General features: G+C 37.8%; 22 protein-coding genes and 3 tRNA genes. 21 read left to right on the forward strand and 4 right to left on the reverse strand.

Going from position 1 to position 21,654, the window contains the following annotated elements; genetic code table 11:
* The first annotated feature begins 142 nt into the window (after positions 1-142).
* The 20 genes from veg (at position 143) to ACE1MS_RS00420 (ending at position 18,107) form a co-directional block, all read left to right on the forward strand.
* The gene (gene veg / locus ACE1MS_RS00325; RefSeq protein ID WP_004229199.1) at positions 143-403 is read left to right on the forward strand and encodes a biofilm formation stimulator Veg; all 261 of its coding nucleotides are present in this window, start codon (positions 143-145) and stop codon (positions 401-403) included.
* Between the two features lie 115 nt (positions 404-518).
* On the forward strand, positions 519-698 hold the full coding sequence (locus ACE1MS_RS00330; protein WP_025116349.1) for a small, acid-soluble spore protein, alpha/beta type: 180 nt from the start codon (positions 519-521) through the stop codon (positions 696-698).
* A 219-nt stretch (positions 699-917) separates the two neighbouring features.
* Positions 918-1,784, forward strand: a complete 867-nt coding sequence (ispE, locus tag ACE1MS_RS00335) for a 4-(cytidine 5'-diphospho)-2-C-methyl-D-erythritol kinase (protein ID WP_031416102.1) — start codon at positions 918-920, stop codon at positions 1,782-1,784.
* A 56-nt stretch (positions 1,785-1,840) separates the two neighbouring features.
* Positions 1,841-2,674: a pur operon repressor gene (gene purR, locus ACE1MS_RS00340; protein WP_012291877.1), complete on the forward strand. Its 834-nt coding sequence runs from the start codon at positions 1,841-1,843 to the stop codon at positions 2,672-2,674.
* Positions 2,671-3,045, forward strand: coding sequence for a RidA family protein (locus ACE1MS_RS00345; protein WP_012291878.1), 375 nt, complete (start codon positions 2,671-2,673; stop codon positions 3,043-3,045). Before purR ends, ACE1MS_RS00345 begins: the two co-directional genes overlap by 4 nt.
* A gap of 224 nt (positions 3,046-3,269) precedes the next feature.
* The gene (gene spoVG / locus ACE1MS_RS00350; protein ID WP_031416105.1) at positions 3,270-3,572 is read left to right on the forward strand and encodes a septation regulator SpoVG; all 303 of its coding nucleotides are present in this window, start codon (positions 3,270-3,272) and stop codon (positions 3,570-3,572) included.
* A 270-nt stretch (positions 3,573-3,842) separates the two neighbouring features.
* Positions 3,843-5,213, forward strand: a complete 1,371-nt coding sequence (gene glmU / locus ACE1MS_RS00355; protein ID WP_031416107.1) for a bifunctional UDP-N-acetylglucosamine diphosphorylase/glucosamine-1-phosphate N-acetyltransferase GlmU — start codon at positions 3,843-3,845, stop codon at positions 5,211-5,213.
* Between the two features lie 24 nt (positions 5,214-5,237).
* Positions 5,238-6,197 carry a ribose-phosphate diphosphokinase gene (locus ACE1MS_RS00360; RefSeq protein ID WP_012291882.1) on the forward strand — a complete coding sequence of 320 codons (960 nt, stop codon included), beginning with the start codon at positions 5,238-5,240 and terminating at the stop codon, positions 6,195-6,197.
* Between the two features lie 263 nt (positions 6,198-6,460).
* Complete coding sequence (locus tag ACE1MS_RS00365; RefSeq protein ID WP_012291883.1) at positions 6,461-7,057, forward strand: 50S ribosomal protein L25/general stress protein Ctc; 597 nt, start codon at positions 6,461-6,463, stop codon at positions 7,055-7,057.
* Positions 7,058-7,210: 153 nt separating this feature from the next.
* Positions 7,211-7,771 carry an aminoacyl-tRNA hydrolase gene (gene pth, locus ACE1MS_RS00370; protein WP_031416108.1) on the forward strand — a complete coding sequence of 187 codons (561 nt, stop codon included), beginning with the start codon at positions 7,211-7,213 and terminating at the stop codon, positions 7,769-7,771.
* Positions 7,772-7,974: 203 nt separating this feature from the next.
* A complete protein-coding gene (locus ACE1MS_RS00375; protein WP_008180264.1) occupies positions 7,975-8,202 on the forward strand; it encodes an anti-sigma-F factor Fin in 228 nt (75 codons plus the stop codon).
* Between the two features lie 142 nt (positions 8,203-8,344).
* Positions 8,345-11,854: a transcription-repair coupling factor gene (mfd, locus tag ACE1MS_RS00380; protein WP_012291885.1), complete on the forward strand. Its 3,510-nt coding sequence runs from the start codon at positions 8,345-8,347 to the stop codon at positions 11,852-11,854.
* Between the two features lie 247 nt (positions 11,855-12,101).
* Complete coding sequence (spoVT, locus tag ACE1MS_RS00385) at positions 12,102-12,638, forward strand: stage V sporulation protein T (RefSeq protein WP_012291886.1); 537 nt, start codon at positions 12,102-12,104, stop codon at positions 12,636-12,638.
* 159 nt (positions 12,639-12,797) lie between these two features.
* The gene (locus ACE1MS_RS00390; RefSeq protein ID WP_012291887.1) at positions 12,798-14,420 is read left to right on the forward strand and encodes a putative polysaccharide biosynthesis protein; all 1,623 of its coding nucleotides are present in this window, start codon (positions 12,798-12,800) and stop codon (positions 14,418-14,420) included.
* 9 nt (positions 14,421-14,429) lie between these two features.
* Positions 14,430-15,899, forward strand: a complete 1,470-nt coding sequence (locus tag ACE1MS_RS00395; protein ID WP_036215140.1) for a bifunctional methyltransferase/pyrophosphohydrolase YabN — start codon at positions 14,430-14,432, stop codon at positions 15,897-15,899.
* Positions 15,896-16,186, forward strand: a complete 291-nt coding sequence (locus ACE1MS_RS00400) for an RNA-binding S4 domain-containing protein (RefSeq protein ID WP_008180273.1) — start codon at positions 15,896-15,898, stop codon at positions 16,184-16,186. The genes ACE1MS_RS00395 and ACE1MS_RS00400 overlap by 4 nt, the downstream gene beginning before the upstream one ends.
* A 139-nt stretch (positions 16,187-16,325) precedes the next feature.
* Entirely contained in the window at positions 16,326-16,625 is a 300-nt protein-coding gene (gene yabP / locus ACE1MS_RS00405) for a sporulation protein YabP (RefSeq protein WP_004229167.1), read from the forward strand.
* Positions 16,622-17,113 (forward strand): spore cortex biosynthesis protein YabQ, encoded by a 492-nt coding sequence (gene yabQ / locus ACE1MS_RS00410; protein ID WP_012291889.1) that lies wholly within the window; start codon positions 16,622-16,624, stop codon positions 17,111-17,113. The genes yabP and yabQ overlap by 4 nt, the downstream gene beginning before the upstream one ends.
* A gap of 17 nt (positions 17,114-17,130) precedes the next feature.
* The gene (locus ACE1MS_RS00415) at positions 17,131-17,535 is read left to right on the forward strand and encodes an FtsB family cell division protein (RefSeq protein ID WP_012291890.1); all 405 of its coding nucleotides are present in this window, start codon (positions 17,131-17,133) and stop codon (positions 17,533-17,535) included.
* Between the two features lie 134 nt (positions 17,536-17,669).
* Entirely contained in the window at positions 17,670-18,107 is a 438-nt protein-coding gene (locus tag ACE1MS_RS00420) for a S1 domain-containing RNA-binding protein (RefSeq protein WP_008180281.1), read from the forward strand.
* A gap of 90 nt (positions 18,108-18,197) precedes the next feature.
* On the opposite strand, the gene ACE1MS_RS00425 is transcribed toward ACE1MS_RS00420, so the two are convergent.
* The 4 genes from ACE1MS_RS00425 to ACE1MS_RS00440 all read right to left on the reverse strand — a co-directional run bounded on the left by ACE1MS_RS00425 (position 18,198) and on the right by ACE1MS_RS00440 (position 18,831).
* Entirely contained in the window at positions 18,198-18,449 is a 252-nt protein-coding gene (locus tag ACE1MS_RS00425; RefSeq protein ID WP_416278062.1) for a hypothetical protein, read from the reverse strand.
* Between the two features lie 144 nt (positions 18,450-18,593).
* Positions 18,594-18,665 (reverse strand) — tRNA-Glu (locus tag ACE1MS_RS00430).
* Between the two features lie 5 nt (positions 18,666-18,670).
* A tRNA-Met gene (locus ACE1MS_RS00435) sits at positions 18,671-18,747 on the reverse strand.
* A gap of 9 nt (positions 18,748-18,756) precedes the next feature.
* Positions 18,757-18,831: transfer RNA gene (locus ACE1MS_RS00440), tRNA-Gly, on the reverse strand.
* A gap of 436 nt (positions 18,832-19,267) precedes the next feature.
* Between ACE1MS_RS00440 and ACE1MS_RS00445 the strand changes: the two genes are divergently transcribed.
* Positions 19,268-21,652, forward strand: coding sequence for a SpoIIE family protein phosphatase (locus ACE1MS_RS00445; protein WP_012291893.1), 2,385 nt, complete (start codon positions 19,268-19,270; stop codon positions 21,650-21,652).
* Positions 21,653-21,654 lie beyond the last annotated feature (2 nt).

Consider the following 21,654-nt stretch of genomic DNA (forward strand, 5'->3'; position numbering starts at 1 on the left):
ATTTTTTCTAAGATGTAAAAAAATATATATTTTTTATAAAAAATAAGTTGACAAGATTTATTAGGTGCTGATAAAATATTATATTTTGTTGACATTTTTGGGCGATTCGCTTATACTAGTTATTAGTGAGGTGTAAGCGAAAATGCCAAAAACTTTAGCGGACATTAAAAAGTCGTTGGATTGTCATTTGGGTAAACGTTTGCAATTAAAAGCAAACGGTGGTCGCAAGAAAACGGTTGAGTGTGCAGGGATATTACGTGAGACATATCGCGCCATCTTTGTAGTTGAACTCGATCAAGAAGACAATACGTGCAAGCGCGTATCGTATAGTTACACAGATATTTTAACTGAAGCAGTAGAGATTACATTTTTAGACGAAGCAAAGGCTGCTGTCGCAAAATAGTTTCTAGTACTTATTTCTATATTTTTGAAACACTCATGTATGTTAAAAACTACATGAGTGTTTTGCGTTTTCATGGGGCATACTAATGTGGTCAGTTGTTAAAGGAGGAGTTTATATGCCTAGAAAGGGTATCATGTCACCTCGATTAAAAGAAGAGATCGCAAAAGAACTTGGATTTTATGATGTTGTGCAAAAGGAAGGCTGGGGCGGCATAAAAGCTCGAGATGCTGGTAATATGGTCAAGCGTGCCATTGAAATGGCTGAGCGAGCAAGTAATGAGCAAGAGCGTAAGTAGACTATTTCTAATAAAATAGACGACTTATTAAGTTTCATTCAGCAAGGATGAAAATCCTTACTGACACAACAAATACAGCTGACGAGAGAGAACCGTTACTCTGAACAGGGTAAACGGTTCTTTTTTTCCATTTTCGTAATCTCAGTATGGTAAAATAAAATGAATAAACTTGTGCGAAAAGGAATTGTTTATATGTGTAGCTATAAGGGAGGAAGAAAGATGCTTTATGTAAAGGCGCCTGCAAAAATTAATTTAACATTAGATGTACTTTATAAAAGACCAGATAATTTTCACGAAGTTGAGATGGTTATGACAACTGTCGATTTAGCTGATCGTATCAGTCTTGAATCTCGAGAAGATGGTGTAATCCAAATAATTTCAACGGATAATTTTGTACCGAATGATCATCGTAATTTTGCTTACCAGGCAGCGCGTCTCATTAAAGATACATATGGCATTAAACAAGGTGTATCCATTACTATTGAAAAAGAAATCCCAATCGCTGCTGGGCTTGCCGGTGGTAGTAGTGATGCAGCTGCTACACTAAAGGGTCTTAATGAACTTTGGAATTTAGGGTTATCGATAGATGAATTGGCTGAACTAGGTGCTAAAATCGGTTCAGATGTATCATTTTGTGTCTATGGTGGCACGGCACTTGCCACAGGACGTGGAGAAAAAATAAAGGAAATTCCTGCGCCTCCTAACTGCTGGGTAGTATTAGCAAAACCTAAAATCGGTGTATCCACTGCTGAAGTATATGGAGGTCTTAAGGTTGAAGGACTGGAACATCCTAATACGAAGCAAATGATACAGGCTATTGAAACGAAGGATTATGAGCTGTTATGTTCATCGTTAGGGAATGTTTTGGAAACTGTAACATTTAAGCTACATCCAGAAGTCATCATGTTAAAGGAACAAATGAAACGCTTTGGAGCAGATGCTACATTAATGAGCGGAAGCGGTCCTACTGTATTTGGGCTAGTGGATAGTGAGGCTCGTGTCAGTCGTATTTATAATGGTTTACGTGGTTTTTGTGAAGAAGTTTATGCAGTAAGAATATTGGGAGAGCGAAATACGCTTGCCTAGAAACGCAAATTTGTGTTAATTTTACCTATAAATATTCGTGTTTAGGAGAGGGTCGCATGAAATGGAAACGTAGTGAACGACTAGTTGATATGACGTACTATTTACTAGAACATCCACATCAGCTGATCCCGCTAACTTATTTTTCAGAACTATATCAATCTGCGAAGTCATCCATTAGTGAGGATTTAACGATTGTAAAAGAAACTTTCGAAGAAAAAGGAATCGGGTTATTGATGACAGTGCCGGGCGCTGCAGGAGGAGTGAAATATATTCCTAAAATGTCCGAGGCAGAGGTACGTTCAGTTATTCAGGATTTAAAGGCAGAGCTTGAGCATTCAGATCGCTTATTGCCTGGTGGTTACTTGTTTATGACAGACTTATTAGGGAACCCAGATTTAATTAACCGAGTAGGGAAGGTTTTTGCCTCTGCTTTTGCAGATCAACAGATTGACGTCATAATGACGGTAGCAACTAAGGGAATATCTATAGCACATGCCATTGCAAGACATTTAAATGTGCCAGTAGTTGTTGTGCGAAGAGATAGTAAAGTAACAGAAGGTTCGACAGTAAGTATTAATTATGTGTCTGGTTCTTCCAGAAGAATTCAGACAATGGTATTATCAAAAAGAAGCATGAAGAGTGGGCAACGTGTCTTGATTACCGATGATTTTATGAAAGTCGGCGGTACTATGAATGGCATGAAAAATTTATTAGAAGAGTTTGATTGTCAATTAGCTGGCATTGCAGTGCTGGTTGAGGCGGAGCATGCGGACGAAACGTTAGTAGACGATTACTATTCACTTGTAAAGCTTCATGAAGTGAACGAAAAAGATCGAACAATTGCATTAAGTGAAGGTAACTATTTTTCTAAAAGGGGACATGACAAATGAAAGTAGTAGCAACATCAAATGCACCAGCAGCAATTGGGCCATATTCACAAGGTATTAGTGTGAACGGTATATTTTATAGTTCTGGACAAATTCCATTAACAGCTACAGGTGAATTAGTCGAAGGGGATATTACTGTACAAACAAATCAGGTATTCGCTAATGTAAAAGCAGTATTAGAGGCAGCGGGAACATCTTTAGAAAATGTTGTAAAGACTACAGTGTTTATGAAGGATATGAACGACTTTGTCGCAATGAATGAAGTATATGCAAGTCACTTTGGTGAGCATAAGCCTGCTCGTTCGGCTGTAGAAGTAGCTCGACTTCCAAAGGATGTAAAAGTAGAAATCGAAGTTATTGCTATTGTTAAATAAAGAATAAATTCATGAAGCCCACTATTAAGAGCATTCGTTCTGTTTAGAGGGCTTTTTTTTATTGGTGACAAACAATTGTCAAAAATTCCGTAAATAAGAAAAAATATTATTCTCATAAGTATTCAAATTTTTTAGAAAATTTGATAGACTATAAAAAGGAAAATATTCGGTAATTAAGAATATGGTAATTTTATTTAGGCATCCAAGAGAGAGGTGGTGAGAAAATGGAAGTTACTGATGTGAGATTACGTCGGGTGCAGACGGATGGTCGCATGCGTGCGATTGCTTCCATTACACTTGACAATGAGTTTGTTGTTCACGATATTCGTGTAATTGATGGAAATACTGGGTTGTTTGTAGCCATGCCAAGTAAACGAACGCCAGATGGTGAATTTAGGGATATCGCTCATCCAATTAATTCTGACACTCGTAATAAAATTCAGGAGATTATTTTAAACGCCTATCATAACTCTAGTGAATTAGAAGAAACGGATAAAGAAGAAGAATTAGAGAGTATGGGTGTATAGTTAAAAGGTAATAACTTACTATTTAAGAAGTTATCATAATCTAAAGTTGGTTTTATGGGTAAGAATTTTAAGAACTCTTCAAATTTGAAGAGTTCTTTTTATTTTGATAAAAAGAGAAAACCAGCAGTTTTACGATATACTCCATGACATTCGAGCAGAAGGTGCAGTGGATTTTGGAATTCATCTTTTTGTCAACTCTACATGCCTTGAAAATAGATGAATTATGCTATATAGTCATAAGAGAAAATGAGCGTATTGGAGGACTTACAGATGAGCAATATTTTTGCTGTCATTTTGGCTGCAGGTCAAGGTACACGTATGAAGTCCAAATTATATAAAGTGCTCCATCCAGTTTGTGGGAAACCGATGGTACAACATGTGGTGGATCATATTCAAACGTTAGATGTCAATCGCATTGTAACGGTTGTTGGACATGGTGCAGAAAAAGTGCAACAACAGCTTGGAGATAAAAGTGAGTATGTTCTTCAAGCCGAACAGTTAGGGACAGCACACGCTGTTCAACAAGCTGAGGGAATACTGGGGAATGAAGAAGGAACAACTTTAGTTGTGTGTGGTGATACACCGCTAATTCGCCCCGAAACTATGCAGGCTCTATTTGAGCATCATCAGGCAAAGAAGGCTAAAGCAACAATTTTAACTGCAATTGCGGAAAATCCAACTGGCTATGGACGTATTTTACGTAGCGAGAACGGGCAAGTAGAGCAAATTGTTGAACAAAAGGATGCTTCAGCAGCACAGCAATTAGTAAAAGAAATAAACACGGGCACCTACTGCTTTGATAACAAGTTGCTATTTGAAACTTTGAAATTAGTGAAGAATGACAACGCTCAGGGTGAATACTATTTACCAGATGTTATTGAAATTCTACAAAAGCAAGGTGATATTGTAGAAGCATACGTGACAGATGATTTTGAAGAAACACTTGGTGTCAATGACCGTGTTGCCTTATCACAGGCCGAGACATTAATGCGAGCTAGAATTAATGAAAAGCATATGCGTAATGGTGTGACAATTATCCACCCTGAAACGACATATATTAGCGCGGAAGCTGTTATTGGAAGTGATACTGTCATTCAACCAGGTTGTATGATAGAAGGAGCCACTGTAATCGGAGAAGATTGCAACATTGGCCCAAATACTCAAATTGCAGATAGCCGTATTGGAGATCGTACGACGGTGCATTCTTCTGTTGTACGTGAAAGCGCTATTGCGGAAGATACAGCCATTGGACCATTTGCTCATATTCGACCACTATCAGACATCGGTAGCCATGTGAAAATTGGTAACTTTGTAGAAGTGAAGAAAAGCAAGCTAGGTAATGACACAAAAGTATCGCATTTAAGCTATATTGGTGATGCTGAAATTGGCAGTAACGTCAATGTTGGCTGCGGTTCCATTACAGTTAACTATGATGGGAAAAATAAGTTCAAAACAATTATTGAAGATGATGTATTTGTAGGATGTAATACTAACTTAGTAGCGCCAGTGAAAGTTGGAAAAGGTTCATTTATTGCAGCAGGTTCTACAATTACAAAAGAAGTACCTGAAGATGCACTTGCAATTGCTCGTGCAAGACAAGAAAACAAACCTAATTATGTAAGCAAATTAAATTCAAAATAATTATCAACTAAACAGGAGGCCATCATGCCGTATCATTATGCAAACTCACAATTAAAAATATTTTCTCTAAATTCAAATAACCCACTAGCTCAAGAAATTGCGCAAGAAATGGGTGTAGAATTAGGGAAATCTTCTGTTAAGCACTTCAGCGATGGAGAAGTTCAAATTAGCATTGAAGAAAGTATTCGTGGTTGTGATGTGTTTATCGTGCAGTCAACTTCTGCACCAGTAAACGAACATTTAATGGAGCTTTTAATTATGGTAGATGCAGTTAAACGTGCATCTGCTCGTACAGTAAACGTCGTAATGCCTTATTATGGTTATGCACGCCAAGATCGTAAAGCAAAAGCGCGTGAACCAATTACAGCTAAATTAGTGGCAAACCTACTCGAGACAGCTGGTGCAACACGAGTGATTGTATTAGATTTACATGCACCTCAAATTCAAGGTTTCTTCGATATCTTAATTGACCACTTAATGGCAGTACCATTATTATCTGATTACTTCAAATCTAAAGGTATTCCAGAAGATGAAATCGTTATTGTTTCACCAGACCATGGTGGGGTAACACGTGCTCGTAAAATGGCTGAACGATTAAAAGCACCAATTGCAATTATTGACAAGCGACGTCCAAAACCAAATGTTGCAGAAGTTATGAACATTGTGGGTAATGTTGATGGTAAAGTGGCAATCTTGATTGATGATATTATTGACACTGCAGGTACAATTACGATCGGTGCTGATGCATTACGTGCTGCGGGTGCAAAAGAAGTGTATGCTTGCTGTTCTCACCCTGTACTATCTGGCCCAGCTATCGAACGTATCGAAAACTCTTCTATTAAAGAATTAGTCGTGACAAATACAATTCAGCTTGCGGAAGATAAAAAATCTCCAAAAATTACAGAGCTTTCTGTAGCTAAATTAATGGCTGATGCAATTTCTCGCGTTTACGAAAACAAATCTGTAAGTACTCTATTCGATTAATCATCAAGATATTATATAAAGGGCAAACCTATCTTTTTAGATGGATTTGTCCTTTTTTCTTTATTTAAGCAAAGGAAAGGGTTTATTATGTGTGAATCTCCTAATAAAGGGGTATAATAGTAAATGTGTCTTCATAATATTTACACTACTTTAACTAATAGAGGTAAATATTATTATAGCCTTTAACAAAACAGTCACAAAATGAGGAGTGGCTAATTGTTGATAAGGCGTAAATAATTTTCTTGGAAGGGGAATAAAGAGGTATGAGTACAGTATTAAGTGTTACAAAGCGCGAAACTGGGCATCGTTCGACATTAACCCAACTTAGAAAAGGGGGAGCCATTCCTGCAGTTATTTACGGCTATAAGCTAGATTCAACCCCAATTTCTATTTCTGCAAAAGAATTTAAGAAATCCATTCAAAAAAATGGGCAAAACAGTGTGTTTTCACTAGATTTAGAGGGGAAAAAAGTGAATGTGGTTGTATCAGAAGTACAGCAATGTTCATTAAAAGATGAAGTTAATCATGTAGACTTTTTAGCAATTAATATGGCGGAGGAATTAGAGGTAGATGTGCCAATTAAATTAATTGGTCAGTCAGTTGGAGTGAGTGAAGGCGGTATTTTAATGCAGCCTAACTTAGAATTAAAAGTGAAGGTAAAACCAGCTGAATTACCTGATTCCATTGAAGTTGATATCTCATCATTAAAAGTAGGGGAATCTCTGACAGTGGCAGAGATTCGACATCAAACGCCTGTAGAAATTATTAGTGAAGATGATTATCTATTAGTAACGATTGTAGCTCCTGTTTCGGCAGAGCAAGAAGAAGTTTCAGCGAGTGTAGAAGAAGAGCAAGTGTAAAATAAATTATTTTTCAGGCTAGTAAGAAAGCTAAAAACTTTCTTGCTAGCTTTTTTTGTAAGTTTAATGGGATTTAGTAATTGTTCAAAATGCTTTCTAGGCATGTGGTATGGTAAAATAATGACTATTAGATTTGAAAGAAGAGAGGTACTTATGAAAATTATCGTTGGTTTAGGAAATCCGGGTAAACCGTATGAGCATACTAGACATAATATTGGTTTTGATGTGATCGATGCGTTAGCAGAAAAATGGGGGACGCCTTTAACAAATTCAAAATTTAATGGTATGTATACAACTGTTCATCGACCTGAGGGAAAGGTTCTACTTGTTAAGCCTTTAACATATATGAATTTATCAGGGGAATGTGTAGGTCCCTTAATGGATTATTTTGATATTGATGTGGAAGATCTAATTGTTATATACGATGACTTAGATTTGGAAACTGGGAAATTGCGCTTGCGCCAAAAAGGAAGTGCGGGTGGCCACAATGGCATTAAGTCCTTAATTCAACATTTAGGGACACAGGAATTTAATCGAATCCGGGTAGGTATTAGTCGCCCACCTGCTGGCATGAAGGTTGCAGATTATGTATTAGGAAAGTTTTCAAAAGAAGATCAGGTTTCTATGAATGAAGCTATTGAAAAGTCTGTAAATGCTGTAGAAGTATCTCTTTCAAAGCCGTTTCTTGATGTGATGAATCATTTTAACAAGTAAAGTCGCGGAATTTAGTTAAAATATTTGGATATAAAAGTCTAAGTTAAGCTCATGCTTATATGGATAAGTCTTTCCTATAAGCAAAAATTAATTCTCTAATTTTTAAGTTCATACAATGCTGAAGACATCAAGAAAGTGCATAATCCGATTTATAAATGTCTATACTTTAAGTAGAAAGTTGCTTAAAGGAGGATGATTTGGAGATGTCAGTTCGCTATCGATGTCGACATTGTGAAGTAGAAATAGGGACACTACCATTTGATGCAGATGATACAATTCGAAAACTACATATTTTCGAATTGGGAGAAGCCGATGATTATGTTGAGAAAGATCAGCATGGACATACGACTGTGCACTGTATTTGTGAGCAATGTGAGGATTCGCTGAGACAATATCCAGATTATCATGCACTCAATAAATGGATTCAATAATTGGAAGGATGCTTTGACACACTTCATGTGTGTTCAAGGCTTTTTCCATTTCGTAAAATGGCTAATAAATAAAAATATATAAACTAGCACTAGAATACTAGTAATGACAAATGGAATTTTATGCTGAAAGGAGCTTTTGACTGTGGAAGTTTTACGACAGCTTGTGTCGCGGGATAAACATATTACATCATTTTTACAGGATATTCAGAGCGGTCAAACTGCATCGCAGCTGATTACAGGTTTAACTGGAAGCGCACGTCCCGTGATGGTCGATGCGTTATTTGAATATGTAAAGAAGCCGATTTACATTGTTTCTCCTAATCTACTGCAGGCGCAAAGAATGGTGGATGAGCTTGCTGGACTATTAGGTGAAGAAAATGTTCACTATTACCCGGCTGACGAATTTATTGCTGCAGACCTTTCCGTGGCCTCTCCAGAATTACGAGCGGAACGAATCGCAACGCTTGATTGCTTAGCTAGAGGTGAGAAGGCTGTTTATGTAATCCCTGTTGCCGGTTTAAGAAAGATCATGCAGCCGAAGGAACATTGGCTACACTATTTTTTACAAACAACTGTGGGCGATGAAATTGAAGTGGATGCATGGCTACAAACATTAGTTGAAATGGGCTATGTACGTAATTCCATGGTGACTACACCTGGCGAATTTGCCTTACGTGGAGGCATACTTGATATTTATCCACCGTATTTAGCATCACCTATTCGTATTGAATTATTTGACACAGAAGTAGATTCTATAAGAACATTTTCGGCAGATGATCAACGTTCTATTAATAAACTACAAAAAATTCGTATACTTCCTGCCTCTGAGGTTATTCTTACAAAATCAGAAAGACAGACATTGGCAGAACGTTTAGAAAAAGCGTTAGGGGCAAGCCTAAAGAAAGTTAAAAGGCAGGAGACCAAAGAACTCCTTTATCAGCATATTCAGTATGATATTGAATTGCTACAACAAGGGAATCTTCCAGACTATGTCAATAAATATGGATCATTATTATATGATAAATCGGCTTATTTAGGCGACTATTTTGCCCAAGATGGAATTGTTCTGTTTGATGAGCTTGGACGCATCCAAGAAGTTATGGACGCTTGGGAACGTGAAGAAGAGGAATGGTTCTTATCTTTAATTGAAGAAGGGAAAATGGTTCATGATGTTAAACCAGCCTTCACATTAAAGGAAATAGTGGCCATGCTGTCGCAACAAAAGCTTTCCTTTTCATTATTCTCACGTACATTTTCGGGAATAACGTTTAATAAGACCACTAACTTTTCTTGCAAGCCAATGCAACAATTTCACGGTCAAATGGCCTTGTTACAAAGTGAGATTGAACGTTGGTTACTTGGGAAGTTTACAGTACTCATCGTAGCTAGAGATAAAGAGCGTGTGAAGCGTGTTCAGCAAATGCTAGAAGAGTATGATATCCATGCGGCGATAGGTGAGCCTACAGAGCCTGGAATTTATATTGTCGATGGAGCATTGTCAAGTGGTTTCGAATTACCACTCCAACGTATGGCCATTGTAACAGAGGATGAGCTATTTAAGCAGCAGGCAAAGAAAAAAGCACGTACGCAAAAAATGACGAATGCTGAACGTATTAAAAGCTATACGGAAATTAAACCTGGTGATTATGTTGTTCACGTTCACCACGGAATAGGGAAATACATTGGTGTAGAAACGTTAGAGGTAAATGGAACACATAAGGATTACTTGCATATTCGATATCGTGCAGACGATAAATTATATGTACCTGTCGAGCAAATAGACTTAATACAAAAATATGTGGCATCAGAGGATCGTGAACCGAAGCTACACAAATTAGGTGGCGCAGAGTGGAAAAAAGCGAAGGCCAAGGTATCATCTGCTGTACAGGATATTGCAGATGATTTAATTAAGCTTTATGCGAAGCGGGAAGCTGAAAAAGGGCATGCTTTTACACCTGATAATGATGATCAACGTAACTTCGAGGCAATGTTCGCCTATGAAGAAACTGAGGACCAGCTACGTTCTATTGTTGAAGTAAAAAGGGATATGGAGCGTGAGCGTCCTATGGATCGCCTAGTTTGTGGTGACGTAGGCTATGGTAAAACAGAAGTGGCTATCCGTGCAGCATTTAAAGCTATTCAAGATGGCAAACAGGTTGCCTTCCTTGTCCCTACGACCATTTTAGCCCAGCAGCATTATGAAACAATTCGTGAACGCTTCCAGGATTTTGCTATTAATGTGGGATTGCTATCACGCTTCAGGTCTAAGAAAGAGCAAACAGCTACATTAAAAGGGCTAAAAGAAGGGCAAGTCGATATAGTTATTGGAACACACAGAATCTTATCGAAGGATTTAATATTCCAAGACCTTGGTTTGTTAATTGTTGATGAAGAACAACGTTTTGGTGTAACGCATAAAGAAAAAATTAAGCAGTTAAAAACAAATGTCGATGTGTTAACTTTAACAGCAACACCAATTCCGAGAACACTCCATATGTCAATGGTAGGCGTCCGAGATTTGTCTGTTATTGAAACACCACCAGCCAATCGATTCCCAGTTCAAACATACGTGATGGAACATAGCGGGGCACTAGTACGAGAGGCAATCGAAAGAGAGATGGCACGTGGCGGACAAGTGTTTTACTTATATAATCGCGTAGAAGATATGGCTAGAAAAGTTGAGGAAATTCAAGTGCTTGTTCCAGAGGCACGAATAGGTCATGCACATGGGAAAATGTCAGAGACTGAATTAGAGTCAGTCATATTATCCTTTTTAGAAGGCGATTATGATGTACTTGTAACAACGACTATTATTGAGACTGGTGTAGATATTCCTAATGTCAATACTCTAATTGTTCACGATGCTGATCGAATGGGCTTAGCTCAGCTCTATCAATTGCGTGGGCGCGTTGGGCGTTCTAACCGGGTAGCCTATGCCTATTTTATGTACCAGCGTGATAAAGTATTGACAGATGTTGCCGAGCAAAGATTGCAGGCCATTAAAGAATTTACGGAGTTGGGATCAGGCTTTAAAATTGCTATGCGAGACTTATCTATTCGAGGAGCTGGGAACTTACTTGGAGCCCAACAGCATGGCTTTATTGATTCAGTTGGTTTTGATTTATATTCACAGATGCTTCAAGAGGCAATTGCAGAGCGTCAAACAGGTGTGAAAAAAGAAGAAAAACCTGAGATTGAAATTTTATTAAGTGTCGATGCGTATATTCCTGATGTCTATATTCCTGATGGATACCAAAAAATTCAAATGTATAAACGTATTAAAGCAATGGATCAGGTGGAAGAGTATGGTGAAATCATGGAGGAATTAGAAGATCGATTTGGTGATCTTCCAATTGAAACAGAGCGTTTACTACGTGTAGCACGAATGAAAGTATGGGGATTAGGCGCGGGAGTCATCTCTGTAAAAGAGAAGCAGAAGCTTATAACTATATTGTTGTCTGAACAGGGGACGGCAAATGTTGATGGTAGTAAAATTATTGAAGAATCCATGAAATTTGAACGTGCTGTTGGTTTTGGTATGGATGGCATGCAATTAAAACTAACGATTGATGAGCGGAAATGCGGAAAATATCAACCCTTCGACATTTTGGAAGAGCTGATGCAAATTATTGATAAAGCAAAGAAGCTATAGTAGATGGCAGTCCTATCTTTTCAAATAAAGATAAGACTGCCTTTTTTCGTTACAATTTTAATAAATGTATTATAGAAACTTATTCCTTGGGTACTCTAATAAGGAGTTGATTGATGTAATGCAAATTTTTTTGAAAAAATTAATGGTTGTGAAATCCTTTTTCTTCAGTTTTTGCATAGATTGCTCAAATAAAAACCATACTATAGTTGAATAAAAAATTTTATTGTAGCGAAAGCGAGGCATTAGAATGAAGGCAACAGGAATTGTTCGTCGTATTGATGATTTAGGGCGTGTAGTTATTCCAAAAGAAATTCGTAGGACGCTACGTATTCGTGAAGGCGACCCGCTTGAAATTTATACGGACCGTGAAGGTGAAGTCATATTAAAAAAATATTCTCCGATTAACGATTTAGGAGAATTTGCAAGAGAATATGTTGAAACATTATATGAAACATTAGGAACACCAGCATTTGTCACAGACCGTGATGAAGTGATTGCCGTAGCAGGGATAGGTAAAAAAGAATATATCAATCGTCGTATTACGTCCTTTGCAGAAGGCTTCATGGAGGAGCGCTCCACAAAGATTGAAAAAATGGAGACATCTATTGAAATTGTTCCTGGACAATATGAGCAAGTAAAATCATATTGTGCAACACCTATTATGGTGAATGGTGACCCAATTGGCTGCATTATAGTATTGTCTAAAGTGCATTTTGTTGGTGAGGTAGAAGTAAAAGTAGTGGAAACAGCTGCAAACTTCTTAGCGAAACAAATGAATAGCTGATGCATGTAAAAGTTATTGCGATGACCTTTAAGGCCGAGTAATAACTTTTTTTGCGTACATAAATATAGGCCAATTTAGGAACAGTAGTAGTGCCTGGCGCGTCAAACTTTTAAGATATGCTATACTATTGGCATTGTTAAGAAGGAAAGAGGGCAATTTATGTCGCAACGTTTTGGTATGAAAAGCTACATGAAGGGAGCGGCCTTATTGACAATCGCTGCCCTTATCGTAAAAGTCCTTAGTGCAATTTACCGTGTACCTTTTCAAAATCTAGTTGGTGATGAAGGCTTTTATATTTATCAACAGGTATATCCAGTTATTTCAATTTTCGTTGTTTGGACATCCAGTGGCTTTGCTATAGCCATTTCAAAAATGCTTGCAGATAATGATTGCATAGTTGATACAATAGAACGTAATGAAAAAAGAAGCATGATAATGCGTGTCGTTTTCCGTTATTTGACGGTGCTCTCATTGTTGTTTTTTGCTGTCCTATTTGGGGGGGCTGATAAAATAGCCCAGTTGATGGGTGATACTCAACTAGCACCGTTGATACGTACAGGCTCTCTTGTAGTATTGGTAATGCCGGCACTTGCTATTTTGAAAGGTGGCTTCCAATCTAGAGGGATTATGGAGCCTATTGCTTATGCTCAAGTGGTTGAACAGGCGATTAGGGTAACCGTTATTTTAACAGGAACATTTGTCATTATGACTACTACAAAATCTCTATATGCTGCAGGGAAAATGGCCGTTATTGGTACAGTGGTTGGGGAAATTATCGCATTTGTATTACTTGCCTATATTTTTTCTAAACGCTTTGGTCTATTCCGTGTGCATCTTCGTCTACACAAGGCTAAAAGCTTGCCTATTATGAAAGAAGTTACATGGCTTAGCTTAAGTGTAAGTATGAGTGGCCTATTATTACTTGGCTATCAGTTAGTTGATTCCTTTACAATCTATTCGTTATTAATCGATCATGGTATGGACTCTACAGTTGCTAAAGAAACGAAGGGGATTTATGATCGTGGACAGCCGCTAGTACAATTAGGAGTTGTTATCGCATCCTCTTTATCTCTTGCAATTGTTCCACTTGTTGCTCATCTATCGAAAAAACAAGAAGGTCGAAGTGCCATTCCATTTATCCAATTAACGTACAAAGCTTCTATCTTGTTTGGATGGGCTGCTTCGTTAGGATTAATGCTTGTTATGCCGTATTTAAATGAAATGCTTTTTAAAACCAATGCATTGTCCGAAGTATTAATTGTGTATGTATTCCAAATAGTGCCTTTATCAATTATTCTTACATTTACAGCCATTTTACAAGGCTATGGAAAATTAAAGAAGCCAGCATTATTCTTAATGATAGGATTTGTGTTAAAAATTATATTAAATGTTCGTTTGATAGGCTGGCTTGGTGTATTAGGAGCAGCTATTGCAAATGATATTGGATTATTAGTAACAGCATTCTTGCTTATTGTTTATTTAAAAACAATAACTGGTATTCAATTAGCATCCAAAGAATTTTATAAAAAAGTGGGGCTCGCATCAATAAGTATGGCAGTGGTCGTATTAGTATGGCTACAGCTGGTATCGGCTTTTTTAGGCCATTTACTGTCACCACGTTCAGTGGCTGTGATCGCAGGATTTACAGCTGTAGGCTTGGGGGCGTTTGTTATGCTTACAATGATTGCGAAGAAACGAGTTTTAGTAGAAAAAGAGTGGTATTTACTGCCGTTTGGACGTAGGATGGCTGTTTACCAACTATGGTTAAATTCAAAGAAGTAGGTGGAAATATTGAATACTTTAACTATTATTGGTCTAGGTGCAGGTGATTTTAATCAGTTGCAGATGGGCGTATATAAAAAATTAAAAGCTACAAAAAAATTATTTGTTCGTACAGTTGATCATCCGGTACTAGAAGAATTAGCGGCAGAAGGTATAACGTTTGAAAGCTTTGACAAAGTATATGAAAAACATGACGCATTCCAGCCAGTGTATGCCGAAATTGCAGAATCACTTATAGCAGCTACCGCAATAGAGGATATTATGTACGCAGTACCAGGTCATCCATTGGTTGCCGAACAAACAGTCCAATTGCTTATAGAAGCAGCGAATGAGGGAACTTTCAATCTTGTTATAGAAGGTGGACAGAGTTTCTTGGATCCTATATTTGGTGCATTGAAAATTGATCCGATTGAAGGTTTTCAATTGCTAGATGGCACTAGCTTTTCCATGCATGACATTAATATGCGTCAGCATATCTTAATTGCCCAAGTGTACGATACATTTAGTGCTTCAGAAGTAAAGCTAACTTTGATGGAGAAATATGATGACGAGTATCCAGTGACAGTAGTGACGGCTGCGGGATCTTCGGAAGAAAAAATTGTTACTGTACCACTCTATGAGCTCGATCAAAGTGTTGAGGTTAATAATTTAACAACAGTCTATGTGCCACCTGTAAATTCACAGGAAGAGGCTTTAAGAGATTGGACAACATTCCGTACGATTATTGCAACATTAAGAGGTCCGAATGGCTGTCCATGGGACCAAAAGCAAACTCACGAGTCCTTAAAAAAATATTTACTCGAAGAAGCACATGAATATTTAGCTGCAGTAGACGCTGAAGACGATTTTGCAATGATTGAGGAACTTGGTGATGTGCTCTTACAGGTGTTTTTACATGCACAAATAGGTGAAGATCAAGGTTACTTTACGCTTGAAGATGTTTTAGCTTCTATTAGTGAGAAGATGATTCGTCGCCATCCACATGTCTTTGGAGATGTTGCAGTGGAAGATGCTGATGGTGTTGTAGCCAATTGGGAGGCTATAAAGGCTGAAGAAAAGGGTATGACTGATAAACCACTATTAGACGGGGAGTATAGGGCGTCCTCGGCGCTACAGACAGCCTTTAATTATCAAAATAGAGCTGCCAAAGTAGGCTTTGACTGGCCGGATGTAGAAGGTGCATGGGATAAGTTTGCGGAGGAGTGGCAGGAATTTAGCCATGAAGTGACGAATGGCTCTAGTATATCCAGACTTGATGAATTAGGAGACGTATTATTTACATTAGTGAACTTAGCACGTTTCTATAAATTATCTCCAGAAGAGGCAATCCTGCATGCCAATGAAAAGTTTGCTAGACGATTTGGCTATGTGGAAGCTCAAGTAAAGGCAAGTGGAAAATCATTTGCTGACTTTACTTTAGATCAATTAGATAGGTTCTGGAATGAAGCGAAGCAACTAGAAAGGGAGAAAGAACTATGAGATTAGATAAATTTTTAAAAGTTTCACGTTTAATCAAACGTCGTACTTTAGCTAAAGAGGTGGCAGATCAGGGGCGTATCACTATCAATGAGAAGGTAGCGAAAGCAAGCAGTTCAGTAAAAGCTGGAGATGAACTGGCCATCCGATTTGGTCAAAAAATAGTAACAGCACGTGTAGAAGAAATACGTGAGACAGTGAAAAAAGAAGATGCAGCCAAAATGTTTACCATTTTGAAAGAAGAGAGACTAGAAAAAATTGAACCTGAATTTATAGATGATGAAGAATAAATTTCTTTTTTAACCTCCTAATGTTGTTCCTGCTTCCATTTATGGATGAAAGAAATAGACAACTTAAATAAAGTTGTCATGCTTTGATGGTTGTCCGCATAAAGTGAACAGAAGCTAGGACGACTAAAGGAGGAAAAAAATGACGCTACATCAAGAAAGTAATCGTTACACAATTCCATCTGGAGAGCATATTTTAACGATTCGTAATCGTAAAAGAATGGACATGACTTCTGTAAAATCAATTGAACGCTTTGATCAGGAAGAGTTTTTCATTAAGACGTCCCAAGGGCATTTGTTAATCCGTGGAGAGGAACTGCATATCGTTCATTTAGATGTTGACAAAGGATTATTGACACTTGAAGGAACCGTAAAAACTTTACAGTACGACGAGGAGGAAAGTGGCTTCTCGAAGGGTTTCCTTCATAAATTATTTGGATGATTGTTAGTGAACAATTCTTTCAATTAATTGTCATGGTTGTGAGCGGTATAGCAGTTGGTTTCATTATTGATAGCGTAAGGCTTATTGTTTTCTCAACTCCAAAAAGGTCAAGCCTTCGAAAGTGGATGATGGTTTTTGAATTACTGACATGGATTCTACTTGGAGGGCTGACATATTATTTATTATTTTGGCTAAAAGACGGCGCATGGCGGGCATACGACCCGCTAGCGCAAATAGCCGGAATTTTTTTGTATCAATCATTTTTTCAAACTATTTTACGTTTCATAGCTAGAGTTTTGGTGAATATTACATGGAGACCCTTTTGGTTCATTGTGCGCTTCATCGTCTCTGTTATTCGACATATTTTGCAATTTTTATTAAATATAGTGATGATTGTTATAAGACCTTTTGTCAAAATTTATTCGTATTTGTCCTACACTTTTTTAAAAAAGTTACGATATTTGAAGTATAATAAAAAGCAACAATAATTTTCGGAGGTGCGGGCATGACAAGACGTCATTCATCAAATGATGAACAACAGAACTTTACAAAGCTTGATAATGACTATGTCCGTAACACGGATAAAGCTATAAATCGCAAGCAGCAGGCACGAAAACGTAAATTGCGTCGTATCGTCTTTTTTGCGATTGTACCAGTCATTATTATCGCCCTTCTCTTAAATGTGCTATCCAACCAACACGAAACATTAGCAATAAAAGAGAAATCAAAGGAAGAAGCGAAACAGCATCTCTCTGAATTGAAAGAGGAACAGGATTCTTTAAATCTAAAAATCAAACAATTACAGGATGATGAATATATCGCAAAACTATTAAGAAAAGAGTATTACTTGTCTGAAAAAGGTGAGATTATTTTTATAATTCCAGATAAGGAAGATAAAAAAGACGACTGAAAAGCTATGTATTGTTGACACACTTTTTTAGTTATATATAATGAAAAGAGAAGCTTATTGCAGTAAAAAGTTTAATTAAATTGATTACATGGCTCAAAAGAGTCGCTTAATTTTTAAGGAGGAGCATTTTTTTTATGTCAATTGAAGTAGGCAGCAAGGTACAAGGTAAAGTAACAGGAATCACAAATTTTGGAGCATTCGTTGAGCTGCCAGATGGCAAAACAGGCTTAGTTCACATTAGTGAAGTTGCTGACAATTATGTAAAAGATATCAATGAGCATCTAAAAGTTGGAGATGAAGTTGAAGTAAAAGTGATGAATGTTGAAGCGGACGGAAAGATTGGTCTTTCAATCCGTAAAGCAAAGCCTCAAGCTGAGAGACCAGAGCGTCCAGAGCGTCCAGCACGTCCACGTCGCGATAATCGCTCTAACGATCGTAACGACCGCCACCAGCCAAAAGAAAATTTTGAGCAAAAAATGGCACGCTTCTTAAAAGATAGTGATGAACGTCTAGCAACACTTAAACGTGCTACAGAGTCAAAACGCGGAGGTCGCGGAGCTAGAAGAGGGTAGTTTGCTGACTGTTTTAATCGTAGAAAAAGTGTATGATATAGAGTTGGGATTAGCTTTGATAAGAAGCTAATCCCTTTTTAGTGGATTGACCTATAAAGTTGAGGAAGGTCCTTTTTTCTTTTTGATAGGTGTAACTACTTTTTCATCGGCAGGAGCAATGGAAACTTTTTCTGATGGATGAACAACCATTTTAACAAGCAAAAAGACTCCGTATACACTCACAGCGAGCCCGCAAAGTAGTAACATTATTTGAATAACAAATGGTAAATTAATAAGTATTGAAATAAGAATAATCATTGAGCCACTTCCACAAATTAAAGCAGCTTTAGTTAATGCGCTCAAGGAAAATAAACCTCCTAAAAATACAATCTTATATGTAGTATGCCATATTTTATACTTAGTCACATAGTTAAACCTTGGACACATCGACATTATAGAGTAAAAAATAGGCGTCTCAGAATATCATTCTGAGACGCCTATTTGAGATGACCCCTACGGGATTCGAACCCGTGTTACCGCCGTGAAAGGGCGGTGTCTTAACCACTTGACCAAGGGGCCTATTATGGTGGCGGCCGAGGGGATCGAACCCCCGACCTTACGGGTATGAACCGTACGCTCTAGCCAGCTGAGCTAGGCCGCCAATTTTTGATGGAGCGGAAGACGAGGTTCGAACTCGCGACCCCCACCTTGGCAAGGTGGTGTTCTACCACTGAACTACTTCCGCATGTCGTTTAAGCAACAAGTTAAATAATACAAGCCATTGGCGCTAGTGTCAAGAAAATTAATAAAAAAATATCAAAAAATATAATTTGCAATAAAATTGGTTAAACAATATAAGACAGAGTCAGCTATATATAGCTGTTTTAGCGGATTTTTTGTTCTTAAGTAGAATTGTATCGCCGTCATTGGGAGAAAGTAGATAGCACGCCTATTTAAGAAGGTTTTATTTAAAAGGTCGATGAAATCTGTTGTATTGTCAGGGACAGATAACTTCACGTAGGTTCAAATTGACCGACAATTATAAAGGTAATTGTTGCCAATTTACGTATTTATGTATACGTATTCGTCGAAATGTTTATATTTTTTTATGCCAACGTCAGACAATCTTTCCGTGCATAATTCTTTATAATAGCCAAAAGTGCGGGAAAGGGGATAATTAAATGACAAGTATTGATTGGTATAATACAGCAGATGTAGACGACCGAAAGTTAGGGATCAAAAAGAAGCAAATCTTCATAGGCTCCCTATTTTTTTTAACATCCTTTTTTTTGGCTCAATCCGTTGTATTTGAAGCGGCCGTACCATTCTCAGTTCCTTTTTGGGCAATTATTCGAACAAAGTATAGGGAGTATGCCAAATTTGTTTTATTTGGAAGTTTGGCGGGCTGTTTTTTCCTAGGCTTTGGACAGGTCGTTATTTTAGCACTACAAATTATTATGTATGAATGTATTATGCGTTTCCGTTACTGGCGACTACCTCAAAGTATTGCCGTCTCTTTAGCGGTTCTATTAGTGCAATTTATGTGGCAAGGGGCGATGTATCAAGGCTTACCACCAGTGCTTGTACAATTTTATGTAGGCTGTGAAGCGGCACTAGCTTTAATTATGACTCTATTTATGCAAGTGCTTTTCGTCAACTCGTATGAATGGTTTACAAGCCATTGGACCTACGAAAAGCTCGGGTCAGGGTTAGTAGTGTTTGCTGCCATGCTTACAGGGATGCAAGCAGTTGTGTTTAGCTATTTTTCGCTTCCTATATTTTTATTGCAGCTTTTTATTTGTTTTGGGGCATTAGTTGGAAGTGTGCCGCTGGCAACGGTAATCGGAGCGGTATTAGGAACCCTCATTGGTGTTGCTAAGCTTTCCTTTACCGGCATGCTATCTGTTGCCACCTTAACAGGACTATGTGCAGGTATGGGAGCTAAAGGTGGTAGATTCGGTGTTGCCATTGGGAGTATCTTACCTAGTGTGTTTTTTTTATTTTATGATGCGACATTGCCATTAGATAGTGTGTATTTCACTTCCATTGCCATTGGAAGCGTTCTTTTCCTAACCATCCCAAGAAAATATTCAGATAAGGTGCGGGACAAGCTCTTCCCACAACGGGAGGAGGTTTTAATCGCAAGACAAAATTGGTTAACTGAACACGTCACATATAAATTAGAACATTTTCAGCATTTCGTGCAATTTATGAAGGAGCTGGTATTTGAGCGTTTTATGACCGCACCCGTTGAGGAAGCGAAGGAAGTATCCCCGATGAATACATGTTTAAGCTGTTTCCGCTATGATCATTGCTGGGGAGCACAAAATAATGGGATGGACAAGCTGATGACAGACTGGTTTCATATGAAGGGAGTAGGCAAGGAATCAGCCATTCATCGTGTAGAAGAACAAATGCGCTATAAATGCGTGAAATCGACAAAGATTTTTGAGGAGTTAGATACTGAATTATACAGAGAACGCATTAACGGGCAGTACTTTCATGGGAAAAAAATGATTGCACTACAGCTTCGTGATATGAGTAATCATTTAAACCAGTTAATTGCTGAAATGAAGGAGGATACGGTCTCTTTTGTAAGTGTTGAAAAGGATATTATTGAACGCTTAAAGGATGCCCATATTGAATGCTTTCAGCTTGATGTACTTAACAATAAGCCAGGAGCTAGAAAGATAGTTTGTGCTTTGGCGCCAGCGCGGGTCGATTGGGAAAAAGATACGACATTAGCTGAACGGATGATTTTGCCGATTCTTTACGAAATTTTTAATGAACCATTTGAAATTGAAAAAGTGGTGGCTTGTGAAATACCTTTTCGACATATTCAAATATGCTTTAGATCAGCTATTAGCTTTGAAGTAGAGTATGATATATATAGCATGTCTAAAGATGCGACCTTGTATTCTGGGGATTCACACGCGCTTTTTCAGTTGCATCCAGGACTTTTTGCCATTTTGTTATCTGATGGTATGGGGCAAAGTAAAGAAGCGCAACATGAAAGTAGAAAATTAATACATTTAATGCGAGAGTGCCTTAATTACAATATGAATCCTGAAACCGCAATGCATACGTTGCATTATGTCATGTCGTTAAAGCAACAGGATGATATGTATGCAACCCTTGATTTTGCACTAGTTGATTTACAGCATGGTGATTTATGGTCGTGGAAGGCTGGGGGAATGTCGACCTATATTTTACGAGGGAAGGAAATCATAAAGGTTGAAAGCAATGCAGCACCTGTAGGTTTTTTATCTATTTCTGCAGTTGAGGCTGAAAAAAGAAAGCTAAAAGCTGGTGATGTCATTTTAATGCATTCAGATGGCCTGTTTTCTAGTGTTGCTGACTGGGATGAACAAGAAGAGACATTTTTAGCCTATGCACAGCAGGTAGCCAGTACAAATAATACTATTCAAGAAAAACTAACAACGATTATGCAGTCATTCCAAGATTATTTTGAAATAGAAGATGATTGTACAGTACTCATGTTAGAGGTGACACATGTTGTACCTACATGGGCTGTATTTAGACCAGCTCAATATTCTGTGAGTTAATC

The organism is Lysinibacillus sp. fkY74-1 (assembly GCF_053165895.1).

Coding starts and splice junctions, on each gene's coding strand:
- veg (WP_004229199.1), top strand. CDS start 143: ATGCCAAAAACTTTAGCGGACATTAAAAAGTCGTTGGATTGTCATTTG.
- ACE1MS_RS00330 (WP_025116349.1), top strand. CDS start 519: ATGCCTAGAAAGGGTATCATGTCACCTCGATTAAAAGAAGAGATCGCA.
- ispE (WP_031416102.1), top strand. CDS start 918: ATGCTTTATGTAAAGGCGCCTGCAAAAATTAATTTAACATTAGATGTA.
- purR (WP_012291877.1), top strand. CDS start 1,841: ATGAAATGGAAACGTAGTGAACGACTAGTTGATATGACGTACTATTTA.
- ACE1MS_RS00345 (WP_012291878.1), top strand. CDS start 2,671: ATGAAAGTAGTAGCAACATCAAATGCACCAGCAGCAATTGGGCCATAT.
- spoVG (WP_031416105.1), top strand. CDS start 3,270: ATGGAAGTTACTGATGTGAGATTACGTCGGGTGCAGACGGATGGTCGC.
- glmU (WP_031416107.1), top strand. CDS start 3,843: ATGAGCAATATTTTTGCTGTCATTTTGGCTGCAGGTCAAGGTACACGT.
- ACE1MS_RS00360 (WP_012291882.1), top strand. CDS start 5,238: ATGCCGTATCATTATGCAAACTCACAATTAAAAATATTTTCTCTAAAT.
- ACE1MS_RS00365 (WP_012291883.1), top strand. CDS start 6,461: ATGAGTACAGTATTAAGTGTTACAAAGCGCGAAACTGGGCATCGTTCG.
- pth (WP_031416108.1), top strand. CDS start 7,211: ATGAAAATTATCGTTGGTTTAGGAAATCCGGGTAAACCGTATGAGCAT.
- ACE1MS_RS00375 (WP_008180264.1), top strand. CDS start 7,975: ATGTCAGTTCGCTATCGATGTCGACATTGTGAAGTAGAAATAGGGACA.
- spoVT (WP_012291886.1), top strand. CDS start 12,102: ATGAAGGCAACAGGAATTGTTCGTCGTATTGATGATTTAGGGCGTGTA.
- ACE1MS_RS00390 (WP_012291887.1), top strand. CDS start 12,798: ATGTCGCAACGTTTTGGTATGAAAAGCTACATGAAGGGAGCGGCCTTA.
- ACE1MS_RS00400 (WP_008180273.1), top strand. CDS start 15,896: ATGAGATTAGATAAATTTTTAAAAGTTTCACGTTTAATCAAACGTCGT.
- yabP (WP_004229167.1), top strand. CDS start 16,326: ATGACGCTACATCAAGAAAGTAATCGTTACACAATTCCATCTGGAGAG.
- yabQ (WP_012291889.1), top strand. CDS start 16,622: ATGATTGTTAGTGAACAATTCTTTCAATTAATTGTCATGGTTGTGAGC.
- ACE1MS_RS00415 (WP_012291890.1), top strand. CDS start 17,131: ATGACAAGACGTCATTCATCAAATGATGAACAACAGAACTTTACAAAG.
- ACE1MS_RS00420 (WP_008180281.1), top strand. CDS start 17,670: ATGTCAATTGAAGTAGGCAGCAAGGTACAAGGTAAAGTAACAGGAATC.
- ACE1MS_RS00445 (WP_012291893.1), top strand. CDS start 19,268: ATGACAAGTATTGATTGGTATAATACAGCAGATGTAGACGACCGAAAG.